General features: G+C 66.0%; 12 protein-coding genes and 1 pseudogene. 5 read left to right on the forward strand and 8 right to left on the reverse strand.

The genetic code is table 11. The features are described 5' to 3' along the window. Positions 1–128: 128 nt before the first annotated feature. Together HDG37_RS19840 and HDG37_RS40390 are read right to left on the reverse strand one after the other, a co-directional pair. The gene (locus HDG37_RS19840) at positions 129–1,514 is read right to left on the reverse strand and encodes a hypothetical protein (RefSeq protein ID WP_184050591.1); all 1,386 of its coding nucleotides are present in this window, start codon (positions 1,512–1,514) and stop codon (positions 129–131) included. 307 nt (positions 1,515–1,821) lie between these two features. Next, positions 1,822–1,977, reverse strand: a pseudogene (locus HDG37_RS40390) (MgtC/SapB family protein); the annotation flags it as partial. Positions 1,978–2,250: 273 nt separating this feature from the next. Between HDG37_RS40390 and HDG37_RS19850 the strand changes: the two are divergent. Together HDG37_RS19850 and HDG37_RS19855 are read left to right on the forward strand one after the other, a co-directional pair. Then, a complete protein-coding gene (locus HDG37_RS19850; RefSeq protein ID WP_184050593.1) occupies positions 2,251–3,384 on the forward strand; it encodes an AGE family epimerase/isomerase in 1,134 nt (377 codons plus the stop codon). Positions 3,385–3,687: 303 nt separating this feature from the next. Further along, complete coding sequence (locus HDG37_RS19855) at positions 3,688–3,891, forward strand: cold-shock protein (protein WP_018424088.1); 204 nt, start codon at positions 3,688–3,690, stop codon at positions 3,889–3,891. 132 nt (positions 3,892–4,023) lie between these two features. On the opposite strand, the gene HDG37_RS19860 is transcribed toward HDG37_RS19855, so the two are convergent. Further along, positions 4,024–5,646, reverse strand: coding sequence for a methyl-accepting chemotaxis protein (locus tag HDG37_RS19860; RefSeq protein WP_184050595.1), 1,623 nt, complete (start codon positions 5,644–5,646; stop codon positions 4,024–4,026). A gap of 282 nt (positions 5,647–5,928) precedes the next feature. Here HDG37_RS19860 and HDG37_RS19865 point away from each other — a divergent pair, with 282 nt between their 5' ends. Then, the gene (locus HDG37_RS19865) at positions 5,929–6,363 is read left to right on the forward strand and encodes a PaaI family thioesterase (RefSeq protein ID WP_184050597.1); all 435 of its coding nucleotides are present in this window, start codon (positions 5,929–5,931) and stop codon (positions 6,361–6,363) included. Between the two features lie 86 nt (positions 6,364–6,449). Here HDG37_RS19865 and HDG37_RS19870 read toward each other — a convergent pair whose 3' ends face one another. Genes HDG37_RS19870 through HDG37_RS19885 form a run of 4 tightly spaced genes read right to left on the reverse strand, consistent with a single transcriptional unit; the run spans position 6,450 to position 10,006 of the window. Beyond that, positions 6,450–7,298, reverse strand: coding sequence for an ureidoglycolate lyase (locus HDG37_RS19870; protein ID WP_184050599.1), 849 nt, complete (start codon positions 7,296–7,298; stop codon positions 6,450–6,452). Positions 7,299–7,350: 52 nt separating this feature from the next. Then, positions 7,351–8,094, reverse strand: a complete 744-nt coding sequence (locus HDG37_RS19875; RefSeq protein WP_184050601.1) for an SDR family oxidoreductase — start codon at positions 8,092–8,094, stop codon at positions 7,351–7,353. A gap of 33 nt (positions 8,095–8,127) precedes the next feature. Beyond that, the gene (locus tag HDG37_RS19880; RefSeq protein ID WP_184050603.1) at positions 8,128–8,958 is read right to left on the reverse strand and encodes an amidohydrolase; all 831 of its coding nucleotides are present in this window, start codon (positions 8,956–8,958) and stop codon (positions 8,128–8,130) included. A 7-nt stretch (positions 8,959–8,965) separates the two neighbouring features. Further along, complete coding sequence (locus HDG37_RS19885) at positions 8,966–10,006, reverse strand: aldo/keto reductase (protein WP_184050605.1); 1,041 nt, start codon at positions 10,004–10,006, stop codon at positions 8,966–8,968. A gap of 259 nt (positions 10,007–10,265) precedes the next feature. On the opposite strand from HDG37_RS19885, the gene HDG37_RS19890 reads away from it, so the two are divergent. After that, positions 10,266–11,051, forward strand: a complete 786-nt coding sequence (locus tag HDG37_RS19890; protein ID WP_184050607.1) for an IclR family transcriptional regulator — start codon at positions 10,266–10,268, stop codon at positions 11,049–11,051. Positions 11,052–11,165: 114 nt separating this feature from the next. Further along, positions 11,166–11,711, forward strand: coding sequence for a hypothetical protein (locus tag HDG37_RS19895; RefSeq protein WP_184050609.1), 546 nt, complete (start codon positions 11,166–11,168; stop codon positions 11,709–11,711). A gap of 42 nt (positions 11,712–11,753) precedes the next feature. On the opposite strand, the gene HDG37_RS19900 is transcribed toward HDG37_RS19895, so the two are convergent. After that, the gene (locus HDG37_RS19900; protein ID WP_184050611.1) at positions 11,754–14,189 is read right to left on the reverse strand and encodes a GNAT family N-acetyltransferase; all 2,436 of its coding nucleotides are present in this window, start codon (positions 14,187–14,189) and stop codon (positions 11,754–11,756) included. Between the last annotated feature and the right edge of the window lie 40 nt (positions 14,190–14,229).

Consider the following 14,229-nt stretch of genomic DNA (forward strand, 5'->3'; position numbering starts at 1 on the left):
TTCCCTTATTCGTGATTATAGGGGTTTTCCCTAGGGAAAAGCTAGTGCAATGCAGCAAATTTTCGCTGCGGCGGGTTGCCGCGATGCCATTGGGCCGGGAGGCGTTGCATCGCGACAACGTCCCCGATTTAGTGACTCGGCGGGCGCCGGTGCGAAGCGCGAGCGTGCCTCGCGCGCGTGGGCGTCGCGCTGGGCTGTAGGGGCGCGGCGGGGGGCGCTGCGGTGGGGGGCGCTGCGGTGGGGGTCGTGGCGGCGGGCGCCGACGCGGCGTTCGCTGTCGCCGCATGCGCGTCGAGCAGGCTCACCATCGCCGCTTGCTGGTTCTGCATCATCTGTTCGATGCGGTGTTGCTGGGCCGTCGTCTCGCGCGTGAGGCGCATCAGCAGCAGCGTCTGCGCGATGCCGATCGCCACTGTCACCAGCAGCGCACCGACCACGATCGACAGCATCCATTTCACGCGCCGCGAATGATCGGTCGCGGCGCGGCGTTGATCGGCGATCACGCCATAGAGCGCATCGACCGTATCGGCGAACGCGGTGGCACGCGCCCGGTCGAGTTCCGGCTCCGAGCGTAGCGCGGCGGCGGCCGCGTCCGTGCGGCTCGCGTCACGCGAGGAAGTGGCGAATCCGGCGTGGTTGTCTGCGGACGAGGACCGGGGTGTCGTCAACTGCGCGGTGGCGGAGAGCTTGTCGTCCTGTTTCGTGGTCACGGCCTCTGGCGAGGCGGATTGTGTACGCGTCGCGGGCTCGTCGGCGGACTGGCCCATGCTACTGCCGTCGGTCGCAGCGGACGTTGCAAGCGAAGCCGGGGCGGTAGCCGCTGCGGCATCGCGCGATGCCGTCGCGGCTTTCGCGAACGTCGCGGCGAAACGCTGCTGTGGCTTGCCCGCGCCCACCGTCGCAGCCGACTCCGCTTCGGCCGCCTGGCGCAACGCGGTCACGCTGCGCGCGACGGTCGCGGCGGCCATCGCCGAGCTGAGCGGCGCGGATGACTCACGCAACATTGCCGCGGGCTTGTCGTCGGTGTTTGCTGCGGCGTTCGACGCTGAGCCGTCGGGGGCGCCGTTCGCGGGCTCGTTTGCGGGCTTGTTTGCAGACGCATCCGCAACCGCCATCACCGGCTCGACGTCAAACCCGCTCAACTGCCCGTTCACCGACATCGGCGCATCCAGCTTCGCCGCACGCGGTGCGCGGCGCGCAGTTTTGTCGAGCGACCCGTGTTCATCGAATACGCCGACCGCCTGCAGCACCACGTCCGGCAGTTCGAAGCCGTGCAGCGTGCCTTGGCGGACGTCGATGTTCATCGCCTCGAGCGTCGCGCGGGTCGGATCGTCGGGGAACAGGTCGAGCGTACTGTCGTCGCGCGCGACGCCGCTCAGTTGCGCGAGGCGTTGCGCCGAGCGCGCCGCGCGCGCCAGCTTGTTTTCGGTTTCGGTGGAGACGGCGCCCTGGCGCTGCTTCTTCGAAGCGACGCGCGGGGGCATGGACTGCGGGGATGCTGCGGAATCTGCCATAGAGGAAAAAGCGGTCGTCGCCAGGAACGGGGCGCCGGATGCCGCTTGTCATTGCCATTGGAATATTTAGAGCCAGCATTGTCGCATGGCGCTCTGCCTGTGCCGAAGCCATTCCCCGACGATTTGCGCCCTTTCGCGCGCCTCGCGCCTTTCACGACCTCGCGTCGTCGCCCTGGAATTCCCGCACGCCCTCTCATTGCCGAAGGCGAGCGCAGATCGACTCGCATTCCGCATTCGACACGCGATGCAGCGTGATGATCACTTCGTCGCACTCGTTCACATCGTCGCTTTGCTGCGTCACGAATTACGCGGACACGATCATGATGAGCGCCGAGCCCACGCAGACCAACATGTGCGTGCGCAAGCCCGCCGCCCACGACAACCGCTCCCGCTCGTAGCCGATCACGCTGCCGAGCATCGCGGCCAGCACGACACGGGAGATGAGTTCGAGATTACCGGGCATCGTTGTTCCTCCTTATCCGAAATGAGCGGCGGCGGCAGCTCAGTGCGCCCGCGTTGCGCATTCCATGCGGCTCGTGCATCTGTCGCGCCTGATGCGTCTGTCGCCCCGCGTCGGCGTCGAGCATTTCGGATGCTTGACCCAAGCTGTCAGCGCGAGGCGTTTGCTTTATGCTAGGCCGCACACCGCAGCAGTCTCGGCGAGCGGAATCCTGAACCGCCGCCCTGAACGCTGCCTCGACACACTGCGCGCGTTGCGCGCCCGAACCAACCGACGATGCCAAGCACGCCCCCTCCCCCTGCTTCGACGACCACCGCCGCGACCGCGCTGCGCGAGCACTTCGCGAACGTGGTGCTGCCGATGTGGCGCGGGCCCGGCTTCAATCACGCGTTGCAGCTGCCCTACGAAGCGCTCGACGCCACCGGAGGCGAGCCGCTGCCCGCGCAACGCTATCGGGCGATGGCATGCGCGCGGCAGTTGTTCACGTTTGCACAAGCGGGCGACATGGAACACGCGCGCGTGCTGTTCGATTCGCTGACCCGCACCTTTCGGGACGCCGACCACGGCGGATGGTTCTACAGCGTCGACGCGCTCGGCCTGCCGCTCGACACCACCAAGGACCTCTACACGCACGCGTTCGTCGTGTTCGCGTGCGCGGAATACGCGCGGCGCTCCGACAACCTCGACGCGCTGAAGCTCGTGCACAGCACGACCGCGCTGATCCAGTCGAACTTCGCGGCCGACGGCGATCTGTTCAACGCCGCGCTCAACCTCGACTTTTCGAAGGTCACCGCCACGCCGTTGCAGAATCCGCTGATGCACCTGACCGAAGCGTGGCTCGCCGCCTGCGAGGCGACGCGGGACAACGTCTTCGGCGCCGCGTTGCGCCGCCTCGCTGGCGCGGTCGCGCGACACTTCGTGCATGCGCCGAGCGGCTGTATCGCCGAATTGCCGATCGGCGCGAGCGGCAACCGCCTGGAGCCGGGACATCAGTTCGAGTGGTACTGGCTGGTCAGGCAGGCGGGCGCGCTGTTCGACGGCACGGGGCTAACCGACGCGCTGGCGCGCGCCTTCACCTTCGCGCAGCAGCATGGCGTGAACCCGGACAACGGCGGCGTGTGCGCATCGCTCGACGAGGCTGGCAAGGTCACCGACGCGACCCAGCGGATCTGGGCGCAAACGGAATATCTGCGCGCGCTCGCCAGTCACGACGATCCGGCCGTGCGCGCGGCGCTGCCGCAACAGATCGCACGTTTTCAGCGATGCTTTTTGCATGAACACGGTTGGTTCGAATGCAAGACGTCGAGCGGCGAAATTGCACGTACGGACATGCCGTCAACGACGCCTTATCATCTGGCCACCGCCTACGCGGCGCTGCCTGCGGACGCCGAATTTGGAGCAGGAACTTAGCCGAATTTGGCCAGTGATAGATGAAGTTCGATGCTTGATCGTCTCAATAAAGTGGGGGCACGCACGGACAAATGTCCGCCGCCGGGTCGCGGGAGAAATTTTATGTCGCTGGTAAACCCTGGCGCAAAAAAGTTCTCGTCAGACCTTCTCAAAGCGCGAAAAAACAGCAAAACCGGGGAATACCCGGACGCAGGTTGATTGGCGTCTGTCATAAAGACGTGATACAACTCTCCCCTCGTGCTCGCTCTCGCATTGGAGCGATTGCGGTCGCGATGCAATACACAACATTTATTTGGATCAAAAATGGCAACAGGTACTGTTAAGTGGTTTAACGATGCAAAGGGCTTTGGCTTCATCACCCCGGACGACGGCGGCGAAGACCTGTTTGCACACTTCTCGGAAATCCAGTCTTCGGGCTTCAAGTCCTTGCAGGAAAACCAGAAAGTGTCGTTCGAAGTCAAGCAAGGCCCGAAAGGCAAGCAGGCTGCAAACATCCAGCCGGTCTAAGTTCCTTCGGGTACTTTGAGACAGACTTGGACGTCACGATAGGCGCCTCTACAGGCGCTTGCGTCTAATGCAAAATGGCTCGCTTTACGCGGGCCATTTTCTATTTCTACGTCGTTTTCAAGCGTCGCCGCTTTAAAGCGCATGCATTCCGGTTAATGCGAATTCTGCATTTGCGACGGACATCGCTCCGCGCTGTTGCGTGCGCAACACACTTTCAGAAATTTCGAACACGGAAACGGCCTGTTTCAATTGCTCGGTTTGCTGATGCAGCGAAGCCGCCGCCGCCGCGGCCTGCTCGACAAGCGCCGCGTTCTGCTGCGTCATCTCGTCCATCTGCACGACCGCCTGATTCACCTGCTCGATGCCGGTGCTCTGCTCGAGCGACGACGCGCTGATTTCGGCCATCATCTGCGTGACGCGCGAGATCGACGCCGACACATGACTCATCGCTTCGCCGGCGCGCTCGACGAGCGTCGAGCCGCCCTGAATCTGCGCGACCGATTCGCTGATCAGCGTCTTGATTTCCTTCGCCGACTGCGCGCTGCGTTGCGCGAGGCCGCGCACTTCGCCGGCCACGACCGCGAAGCCGCGGCCCTGCTCGCCCGCGCGCGCCGCCTCGACAGCGGCATTCAGCGCGAGGATGTTGGTTTGGAATGCGATACCGTCGATCACCGAGATGATCTCGGCGATTTTGTCCGAGCTCTGCGCGATGCCGCGCATCTTGTCGACCACCTGATTGACGACTTCGCCGCCGCGCGACGTCGCGTCAAGCGCGGTCTCGGCGAGCGCATTGGCTTCGCGCGCATGATCGGCGTTCTGGCGCACGGTCGCTGTGAGTTCCTCCATGCTCGATGCCGTTTCCTCGAGCGATGCTGCCTGGTTTTCGGTGCGCGCCGACAGATCGGCGTTGCCGGTCGCGATTTCGTTGGCGCCAAGATGGATCGAGTCGGCCGACTCGCGCACGCTCTTGACGGTGCGTGCGACGCTCGCCTGCATCGTGGCGAGGCCCGAGAACAGACGGCCGATTTCGTTGCTGCCGCGTGCGGCGATCGGTTGATCGAGACGGCCTCGGGCGATGCGCTCGAAGTGGCGGCCCGCTTCCTCGAGCGGTGCCACGACGCCGCGGCGCAGCGCCGTATAGACGGCGAGCGTGCCGGCGACGAGCACGAGCAAAATCACCACGCTGACGATGCGAAACGCCGCCACGCGCGCATCGATCGAATCGAGCGACGCGCGGCTCGCGGCGTCGCCGAATTGCCCAAAGTTGTGCACTTCCGCCAGATAAGCGTCCTGAAACGACTGCGTCGGCTGATCGAGGAAGGCCTGGATGTTGTTCGAGTCGAGATACTGGGCGAGCTCCGCGAGCGCGCCATGCAGCGTCTTGTAGCGTTCGGCGAGCGCGGCCGCGCGCGCGCTGTTTTCGTCGCTGGTCTTCTGCGCACTCGTGAAGGTCGCGAAAGACTGATCGGCGGCGGCGAGCTGTTCGCGAGCGTGCTGCACGATGTCCGTGGGCTCGGTGCCCCCGCGCACCATGCGCGTGCCGGCACGCGACAGGTTGATGCGCGCGTCCATCAGGCGCTGCGTCGTCTGGTTGACCGCGTCGACCTGCTTCAGCGCGATGTTCGACAGATCGCCGACGTCGTCGTGCGTGCGTGTCAGTGACCAGAAGCCCAACCCTACCGTGACGAGCTGGAAGACGCAGAACGCGGCCAGAACACATAGCAGGCCGGATGCGACCTTGATCTTGCTGAACATCGTGGACACCTGGGAACAAAGGATAACGGAGGTACACCAGGGTTAACGGCAGGCCGATTGGCGGCTTGAGGCCAATTCCCGCAAAAAGCGCTCTACGTGCGGGTTTCATCGTCGATCGTCGCGATTGCGGTTGTTTTGCGCAACAATGCGCCGCTCATCGCGCGGAATCACCTTGCGCAGCGCAGCGGCACTTCCTAGAGTGGGTAGGGACCGCATGGCACGCGCCGCGCGGATGTTTTGTTGCACCGATGCCCTACCCAGACCCTGCACGAAGGAACCACGATGACCGACCTACTCGACCGGGCGCGCGGCGCACTGCACGCCCAGCCGTTCAGCATGCTGCTAGGCGCGGAGCTGATGCACGCCGGCAGCGACGAGCTCACCCTAAGTCTGCCGATTCGAGATGAACTGCGGCAGCAGCATGGCTTCGTGCATGGCGGCGTCATCAGCTATCTCGCCGACAATGCGCTGACTTTCGCGGGCGCGCTGTCGCTGGGTCCGAGAGTCGTGACCGGTGAGTACAAGATCAATTATCTGCGCCCGGCAGTGAAGGGCACGCTGATCGCGCGCGCCAGCGTGGTCTATGCGGGCAGGCATCAGGCGACCTGCCAGTGCAGCGTGTTCGTGATGGAGGGGAACCGCGAGAAGCTGGTGGCGGTCGCGCAGGGGACCGTGAATCGGATTGGAGAGAACGGGGAGCAGGAGGCGGGGAGTTAAAGCCGGGACGCCATGAAAAAAGCCGCTCCTGCGCGAAACAGGAACGGCCTTTCATTCACGGCGATATGACGGAAAGAGAAAGCGCGTTACTCCGCCGCGTAAGTCTTCTGCGTCTGCTCGCCCAGCCCTTCGATACCCAGACGCACCGTCTGCCCCGGCTTCAGAAACACCGGGTTCGGCTTCACACCCATGCCGACGCCCGGCGGCGTGCCGGTCGAGATAACGTCGCCCGGCTGCAGGCTCATGCACTGCGACACATACGACACCAGCTTCGCGACACTGAAGATCATCGTCTTCGTGCTGCCGTTCTGGTAGCGATGGCCGTCCACTTCGAGCCACAGGCTCAGGTTCTGGGGATCGGCGACTTCGTCGCGCGTGACGACCCACGGGCCGATCGGGCCGAACGTGTCGAAGCCCTTGCCCTTGTCCCACGTGCCGCCGCGCTCGATCTGCCATTCGCGCTCCGACACGTCGTTGATGACGCAGTAGCCGGCCACATGCTCGAGCGCGTTCGCTTCGTCGACATACTTCGCCGCCTTGCCGATCACGACGCCGAGTTCCACTTCCCAGTCGGTCTTCTTCGAACCGCGCGGGATTTCGATGTCGTCGTTCGGGCCGCTGATCGCGCTCGTCCACTTGTTGAAGATGACCGGTTCGGCCGGTACCGGCAGATTCGATTCCGCCGCGTGATCCGCATAGTTCAGGCCGATGCAGATGAACTTGCCGATCTTGCCGACGCACGGTCCAACGCGCGGATTCCCTTCGACGACCGGGAGCGTTGCCGGATCGAGAGCGCGCAGTTTCGCGAGACTTTCATCGCCGAGCCCAGCGCCGTCGATATCGCCCACCAGCTTCGACAAATCGCGAATCTTGCCTTGCGCGTCGAGCAGGCCCGGCTTTTCCTGGCCTTTCGGCCCATAACGAAGCAGTTTCATCGTTGCACTTCCCTTTACGTTCAGTAGTGTTCGGTTCGTCAGTCAATCAGAATCAGTTCGACCAGCCGCCGTCGATTACATGGAGTTGGCCCGTCGTGAACGACGACTCGTCGGACGCGAGATACAGCGCGAGCGCGGCGATCTCCTCCGGCTTGCCGATGCGGCCCATCGGCTGACGCGCGACGAAGGCGGCCTGCACCGCATCGAGCGACGCGCCCTGCGCCTGAGCCTGCGCGGCGATTCGCTGTTCGAGCGATGGCGAGGACACCGTGCCCGGGCAAATCGCGTTACAGCGTACACCACGCGTGACGAAATCCGCAGCGACGGACTTCGTCAGCCCGACCACCGCGGCCTTCGACGCGCCGTACGCGAAGCGATTCGGCACGCCCTTCACGCTCGACGCCGCCGACGACATGTTGATGATCGAGCCGCCGCCCTTCTCCAGCATGGCCGGCAAGAACGCGCGAATCATACGGTACATGGCCTTCGCGTTGAGGTCGAAGGCGAAATCCCAGTCCTCCTCGCTGCATTCGAGGATATTGCCCGAGTGTACGAAGCCCGCGCAGTTGAACAGCACGTCGATCGTGCCGACTTCCGCGGCGAGCGCCCTGATCGCCGCGCCATCGAGCACGTCGAGCTTGCGCGCCTCGACCGGCTTGCCGGCGAGTCCGTCGATGCGGATATCGGTGGCGATCACACGCGCGCCTTCGCGCGCGAACAGTTCGGTGGTGGCGAGACCGATACCTTGTCCCGCTGCGGTGATCAGGGCCGTTTTGCCGGCCAGTCTTTGTGTCATCTACGACTCCAGTTGAATGGGCTGCTAACGAAATCAAAGCCGATAAAACGCGGCGGCGTTCTCGCCGAACACGGCGTCGCGCTCGGCGTCGCTCAACGACGCGACGAGCGTGGTCGCCACCGAATGCCACAGCAGATAGTCGCCGTTCAGTTCGAGCACCGGCCAGTCGCTGCCCCACATCAGCCGCGCGGGGCCGAATGTGTTCAGCAGATGCTCGACGTAGGGCCGCAGCGTGTCCTCGGTCCAGCCGGGCGAGGCCTCCGTCGCGAGACCCGACAGCTTGCAGTGCACCTGCGGCAGCGCGGCGAGCCGCGTGATCGCGTCGCGCCATACCGGGTAGCCCGCCTGGCCGTAGCGGATCGGCGGCTTCGCGCCATGATCGACCACTATGCGCAGCGCCGGAAAACGCTGCACGAAGATCTCGACGTATTGCACGTGACGCGCATAGATCAGCGCATCGAACGCGAGATCGTGCGCGATCAGCGCCTCGATCGCCGGCGCGAGATCGGGGTTGGCGATCCAGCCGTCGTCGGGCAGATCCTGAAGCATCGGCCGCACGCCCTTGAACTTCGGCTCGCGCGCGAGCACCTCGATCAGGTCGGGCGCGTTCGGCAACAACAGCGGCACCCAGCCGACCACGCCCGCGATCGACGGCTCGTGCCGCGCGATGTCGAGCAGGTAGCGGGTTTCGTCGAGCGTCGGCGCGGCCTGCACGACCACGGTCCGCTCGATGCCGGCCTGTTCGCGCAACGGCTTCAGATCATCAGGCCCGAACGGCCGGTAGAGGATTTTCAGCTCCGGCGTCAGCCACTCGTAGTCACCCCGCGCGGGGTCCCAGTAGTGCTGGTGAGCGTCGATCGGCATGGTCGGATCAGTCCTCGGGCGCGGGCGCACGCGGGTCGAGCAGGCCCGCGTCGCGCAATGCGGACCACAAGGCCGCGGGGATCGGCAGCTCGAACGACGCGACGTTCTCGCGCAATTCGTCGGCGCTACGCGCGCCGGTCAGCACGGTGGCGACCGCCGGGTGCGCATACGGAAACTGCAACGCGGCGGCGGCGAGCGGCACGTCATGCGCGCGGCAGACCGCCTCCAGACGCGCGACGCGCTCGATCACCTCGGGCGGCGCGGCGCCGTAATTGAACTTCAGATCGCCTTCGACGCCCCGCGCCAGAATGCCCGAATTGAACGCGCCGCCGAGCAGGATGCTGACGCCGCGCGCCTCGCAGGCGGGCAGCAGGTCGTCGAGGGTGGTCTGCTCGAGCAGCGTGTAACGGCCCGCGAGCAACGCGCAATCGATATCGCACTCTGCCATCGCGTCGAGGATCACCGCGCCCTCGTTGACGCCGAGGCCGAGCGCCTTGATTGCGCCCGTCGAGCGCAGGCGCTCGAGCGCACGGAAGCCGCCCCCTTCGGTCAGTTGCCGCCAGTAGTGCGGATGCTGGTCGCCGTGCGTGACGCGACCGATGTCATGCACGAGCAGGACGTCGATATCGATGATGCCGAGGCGCTGCTGGCTGTCCTCGAACGAACGCAGAATGCCGTCGTGCGTGTAGTCGTAGATCGCTTCGAACGGCAGCGGATTCTGCCAGCCTTCGCGGTCGTCGAATGGCGACTTGCGCGGCACGAAGCGGCGGCCGACCTTGGTCGACAGCACATACTCGCCGCGCGGATAGTGGCGCAGCGCGGCGCCGAGCCGATGCTCGGCCTTGGTGTTGCCGTAGTGCGGCGCGGTGTCGAAGTAGCGCACACCCGCGTCCCAGGCGGCGGCGATCGTCGCTTGGGCCTCCTCGTCGGACAGGTCGCGGTACAGGCCGCCGAGCGGCGCCGTGCCGAGCCCCAGTCCGCTCACCTGCAACGAGCCGCGGCCGATACGGCGCCGCTGCCCGATTTTCGATACGATCGATGCCGACATGAGCGTGTCTCCAGATTTGTGGTCTTTTTACCATGCGGCGGCGAGGTGCGGCGGTCACACTCCGCGCACCGCTTGGGAAGTGCATTCATTCACCAATGAACGTATTATTCATATTCGAATTTTTCCAAGTCAAGAAAACTACGCGGCGCGGACGCCTGGGTTTTCCCTGGACATAGGCCATCCAGTTCGCGAAATGCTACGCACTCGCCCGCGCACACCAGATAATAAGAACTCAACACCGAATTCTCCGACCCTCACGATGGACGCCGAAGACAAGGACGACGACCGCTATCGCGCCCCCGCGCTGGATAAAGGCCTCGACATTCTCGAGCTACTGTCCGAGCAGAAGGAAGGACTGACGCGCGCCGAAATCACGCGGCAGCTGGGCCGCAACGCGAGCGAGATGTACCGGATGCTCGAACGCCTCGTCGCGCGCCAATACGTGGTGCGCTCGGCGGCTGGCGACCGCTACTCGCTGAGCCTGAAGCTGTTCGCGCTCGCGCACCGTCATCCGCCAATGAACCGGGTAATCGCAGAAGCGCTGCCGCTGATGCAGCGTTTCGCCGACGCGGCCGAGCAGTCTTGCCACCTCGTCGTCTACGACCGCGGCAACCTGCTGGTGATTGCCCAAGTCGACGGACCGGGCACATGGGGCATGTCAGTGCGGCTCGGTTCGCGGGTCGGCCTGATCGACACCGGTTCGGGGCGCGTGATGCTCGCGTTCCAGAGCGTCGAGCAGCGCCAGCAGATGCTGGCGGAGCACACGAAGGTGAAGGGCGAAGTGACGCTCGATCTCGACGCGCTGGAGGAGGACTGCGGGCGCATCCGCGCGGCGGGCTTCTGGCAGAAGGACAGCCAGCAGACCTTCGGCGTCACCGACGTGACGTTCCCGATACTCGCGCCGTCGGGACAGGCGATCGCGGTGCTGACCTGCCCGTATCTGCGGCGGATCGACGAATACGTCGCGCCGACGCTCGAAGCGGCCACCACGCTGCTGCGCGACACGGTGCAGGCGCTGTCGATGTTCCGCGAGCAGGCGGCGTGATCGGTAAGTTGCGCGGTAAGTTGCGCGGCGGCGCGCACGCGCACATGGTTTAGAATGGCGGCCCTTCCAAAATAACGCCGCATGACGGGCTCATGCGCGCGCATCGATTGAGCAATGGCCAAACTTCTGACCGATTCCGAATTCCAGCGCTTTTCCGAACTCCAGCAGAAGCAGTCGAGCTTCACGATCACCGCCGAAGAAGCCGACGAACTGCGCGACATCGTCGCCCACGCGCAGAAGCGCCGCGACGACCGCGCCGCCGCGATGCAAAGCATCGAGACCTTCATCCAGCAGTTCCACATCACGCCCGACGAGCTGTTTTCGCCCGAGCAGATCGGCGAAGCGGCGCGCACCTACGGCCTGATTCCGGCCGCGCGCAAGGAGCGCATGCTGCCGCCGTCGCTGACGTTCAACGGCAAGCCGTACCAATGGACCGCCCGTGCGCTGCCCGACGAAATTCGCGTGCCGCTGTTCGACGCGTTCAAGGGCGGTGAGTCGGTGAAAGCGTTCATTTCGACGCTGAAGGACGCGAACCGCTGCGCCGCGACGATCGCGCGGCTCGAACGCGAAACCGGCACCGTGTATGCGCAGGCATGGCTCGACGAGCTGTCGGTCACGCGCGCGCAGGTCGATGAGGCGGCACAGAAGCTGGCGGCGTGAGGCGGTGAAGCCATGCGTTGAGCGGCTCGCGACGTCAGCCGCTCAACGCGCCGGCTGGTTCTGCGCGGCGGACTTCGGGTCCGCCCCCGCCGTTTCGTCGAGCGCCATCCGCAAGCCGACCACACCGGGGTCATCGGTCCGCGTGATCGTGAAGCCGCTGGCCTTCGCGAGCGCGATCATCGCGGTGTTCTCGCGCAACGCTTCACCGATCAGCCAGTGCGTGTCGCGCGCCCGCGCGTACGCGATGATCCGCTGCATCAGCAGCTGGCCGAGGCGCCGCCCTTTCTGATCCGAGCGCACGGTCACCGCGAATTCGGCCGTCTCGTTGTCGGGATCGGCCACCGCACGCACCACGCCGAGCGTCTGCGCGACGCCGTCTTCGTTGTCGACCGTCGCGATCAGCGCCATTTCCCGGTCGTAGTCGATCTGCGTCATGCGCGCGAGTTGCGAGTGGTCGAACGCGCCGACTGAAGCGAAAAAACGCAGCCGCAAATCTTCCGGCGTCATCGCCTGCACGAACTCGCGATGCGCGTTTTCGTCTTCGGGGCGAATCGGCCGCACCGTTACACGCATCCCCTGCCAGTCGATCGTTTCCTCGAAGCGGCGCGGATACGGCACGATCGCGAGACGGCTGCGCTGCGCGCCGAGCCGCAACACGGGATCGACCACCGTCACGCGGTCCCGGTAGACCCTGAGCTTCAATGACAGGCCGACGATCTCGCGCACGTCGCAAACCGCTTGCGACACCGCCGTCAACGCCGCGAGCGTCGGCTCCGGCGCGACCAGCCTCGCGTAGTGCGAACGCGTGACGATATCGCGCGCGAGCATTGGATTGAGCGGCGGCAGGCCGTACACGTGCAACCCGCTGGAAACGCCGTCGATCGGCGGTGCGGCGAAGCGGAACACGGGGCCGAAGTTGTCGTCGTCGTGCAGTTCGACGGCGACGTCGACGATGGGCTTTGCGGCGCCGTCGGCATCGGCGCCCGATGCGTGGGCGCCCCCTCCTTGCGCGCCCTCCACCCGCAACCCGAACCGCGATAGAAACCGCGCCGCCGCCGCCCCGGCCAGCTCGCTCGCGCCCGCCGCCAACGCTTCGCGAGCCTGCGCCTGGGCGGCGTCGATCGACTCGGGAATCTGCGCAGGCAGTCCTTCCGGCGTTTGCATCAGCAGTTCGCGGCCCAGCCGGTAATCGACCAGACGGGCGAAGGCGCGCGCGAGCCGCTGCGGCGTCGTGTGCACCGGGATGCCCTGCGCATGCAGCGCGTCGCGCCTCATCGCATCGACACCGCCGAAAAAGCACGCGAGCAGCCCGCGATACGCAAAGCGCTGATGCTCGATCAACGCCTGCGCGACATCGTCGACGGGCGCGCCATGCGTCGATGCGTGCACCACGACGGCGGTGCCGGTCTCGCGATACTCGCCGAGCAGCTTCAGCGCGGTGCCGAAGTGCTCAGGACGCGCGCCGTCGCCGAGCAGCAGCGGATTGCCGCCGACCGCGAGCGGCAGCGCCTCGCGCAGCGCGTCCGACGCCGCGGCCGGCCACGGCGCGAGCAGGCCGCCGGCGGCGGTGAACGCGTCGCGCGCGAGCGTCGCGAGACCGCGGTCGCTAGTGATCAGCGTGGCAGTGGCGCCCGCCGCCACGCGGCCGACGCCGAGCGTTTCGATTTCGTCGAGCAGATCGTCGAGCGCGTCGACGCGCACGAGGCCCGCGCGCCGGAACGCCGCTGTGTAGAGCCCGTCGGCGGGATCGTCGCGGCCGGAGCGCAACGCGAGCACCGGCTTGTTGCGCGCCGCCGCGCGCGCGGCCGACATGAACTTGCGCGCCGCCCGCACGCTGTCGAGTTCGAGCAGGATCGCGCGGGTGCCGGGGTCGCTCGCGAGGTAATCGAGCACGTCGCCGGCATCGACGTCGGCCTCCGCTCCGAGCGCCACTGCGTGCGAAAAACCGAGCCCGCGCGCTCGTGCCCAGCCGAGCACTGCGTTGGTCAGCGCATTCGACTGCGACACCCACGCGACGCCGCCCGCCTTGACCGTGCACGACGGCGCGCCCAGATGCGCGCCGAGCGCCGGCGACACCACGCCGAGACTGCCGGGTCCGACGATGCGCAACAGATGCGGCCGCGCCGCCGACAGCGCATGCCGCAGTTCGAGACGGTCTTCATCGCTGCGCACCTCGCCGACGATGATTACGGCGCGCGTGCCCATGCCACCGAGCTTATGGATCAGCGAGGGCCACGTCGCGGGCGGCGTGCAGATCACCGCGACGGTGGGCGCCTGCGGCAGATCGCCGACGTCGGCAATCACCGGGTGGACGCCGAGCGTCGCGTGCTTCGGATTGACCGGCCACAGCGGGCCGTCGAAGCCGCCTTCCAGCACACGCGCCCAGACCATCGCGCCGGTGCTGCCCGGCCGCTCGGACGCGCCGATCACGGCGACGGATTTCGGGCGAAACAAGGCGTCGAGGTTGCGAACGGTCACGGGCGCTCCATGCGGTTGGACAGGAATTGGAGCCGGCTTC

The organism is Paraburkholderia sp. MM5384-R2, from assembly GCF_014201025.1.
In the GTDB taxonomy this organism is placed as follows: Bacteria; Pseudomonadota; Gammaproteobacteria; order Burkholderiales; family Burkholderiaceae; genus Paraburkholderia; species Paraburkholderia tuberum.

What these genes read in the sequence shown, in the direction of transcription:
- HDG37_RS19840 (WP_184050591.1), bottom strand. Translation starts at nt 1,514, where the DNA reads ATGGCAGATTCCGCAGCATCCCCGCAGTCCATGCCCCCGCGCGTCGCT.
- HDG37_RS19850 (WP_184050593.1), top strand. Translation starts at nt 2,251, where the DNA reads ATGCCAAGCACGCCCCCTCCCCCTGCTTCGACGACCACCGCCGCGACC.
- HDG37_RS19855 (WP_018424088.1), top strand. Translation starts at nt 3,688, where the DNA reads ATGGCAACAGGTACTGTTAAGTGGTTTAACGATGCAAAGGGCTTTGGC.
- HDG37_RS19860 (WP_184050595.1), bottom strand. Translation starts at nt 5,646, where the DNA reads ATGTTCAGCAAGATCAAGGTCGCATCCGGCCTGCTATGTGTTCTGGCC.
- HDG37_RS19865 (WP_184050597.1), top strand. Translation starts at nt 5,929, where the DNA reads ATGACCGACCTACTCGACCGGGCGCGCGGCGCACTGCACGCCCAGCCG.
- HDG37_RS19870 (WP_184050599.1), bottom strand. Translation starts at nt 7,298, where the DNA reads ATGAAACTGCTTCGTTATGGGCCGAAAGGCCAGGAAAAGCCGGGCCTG.
- HDG37_RS19875 (WP_184050601.1), bottom strand. Translation starts at nt 8,094, where the DNA reads ATGACACAAAGACTGGCCGGCAAAACGGCCCTGATCACCGCAGCGGGA.
- HDG37_RS19880 (WP_184050603.1), bottom strand. Translation starts at nt 8,958, where the DNA reads ATGCCGATCGACGCTCACCAGCACTACTGGGACCCCGCGCGGGGTGAC.
- HDG37_RS19885 (WP_184050605.1), bottom strand. Translation starts at nt 10,006, where the DNA reads ATGTCGGCATCGATCGTATCGAAAATCGGGCAGCGGCGCCGTATCGGC.
- HDG37_RS19890 (WP_184050607.1), top strand. Translation starts at nt 10,266, where the DNA reads ATGGACGCCGAAGACAAGGACGACGACCGCTATCGCGCCCCCGCGCTG.
- HDG37_RS19895 (WP_184050609.1), top strand. Translation starts at nt 11,166, where the DNA reads ATGGCCAAACTTCTGACCGATTCCGAATTCCAGCGCTTTTCCGAACTC.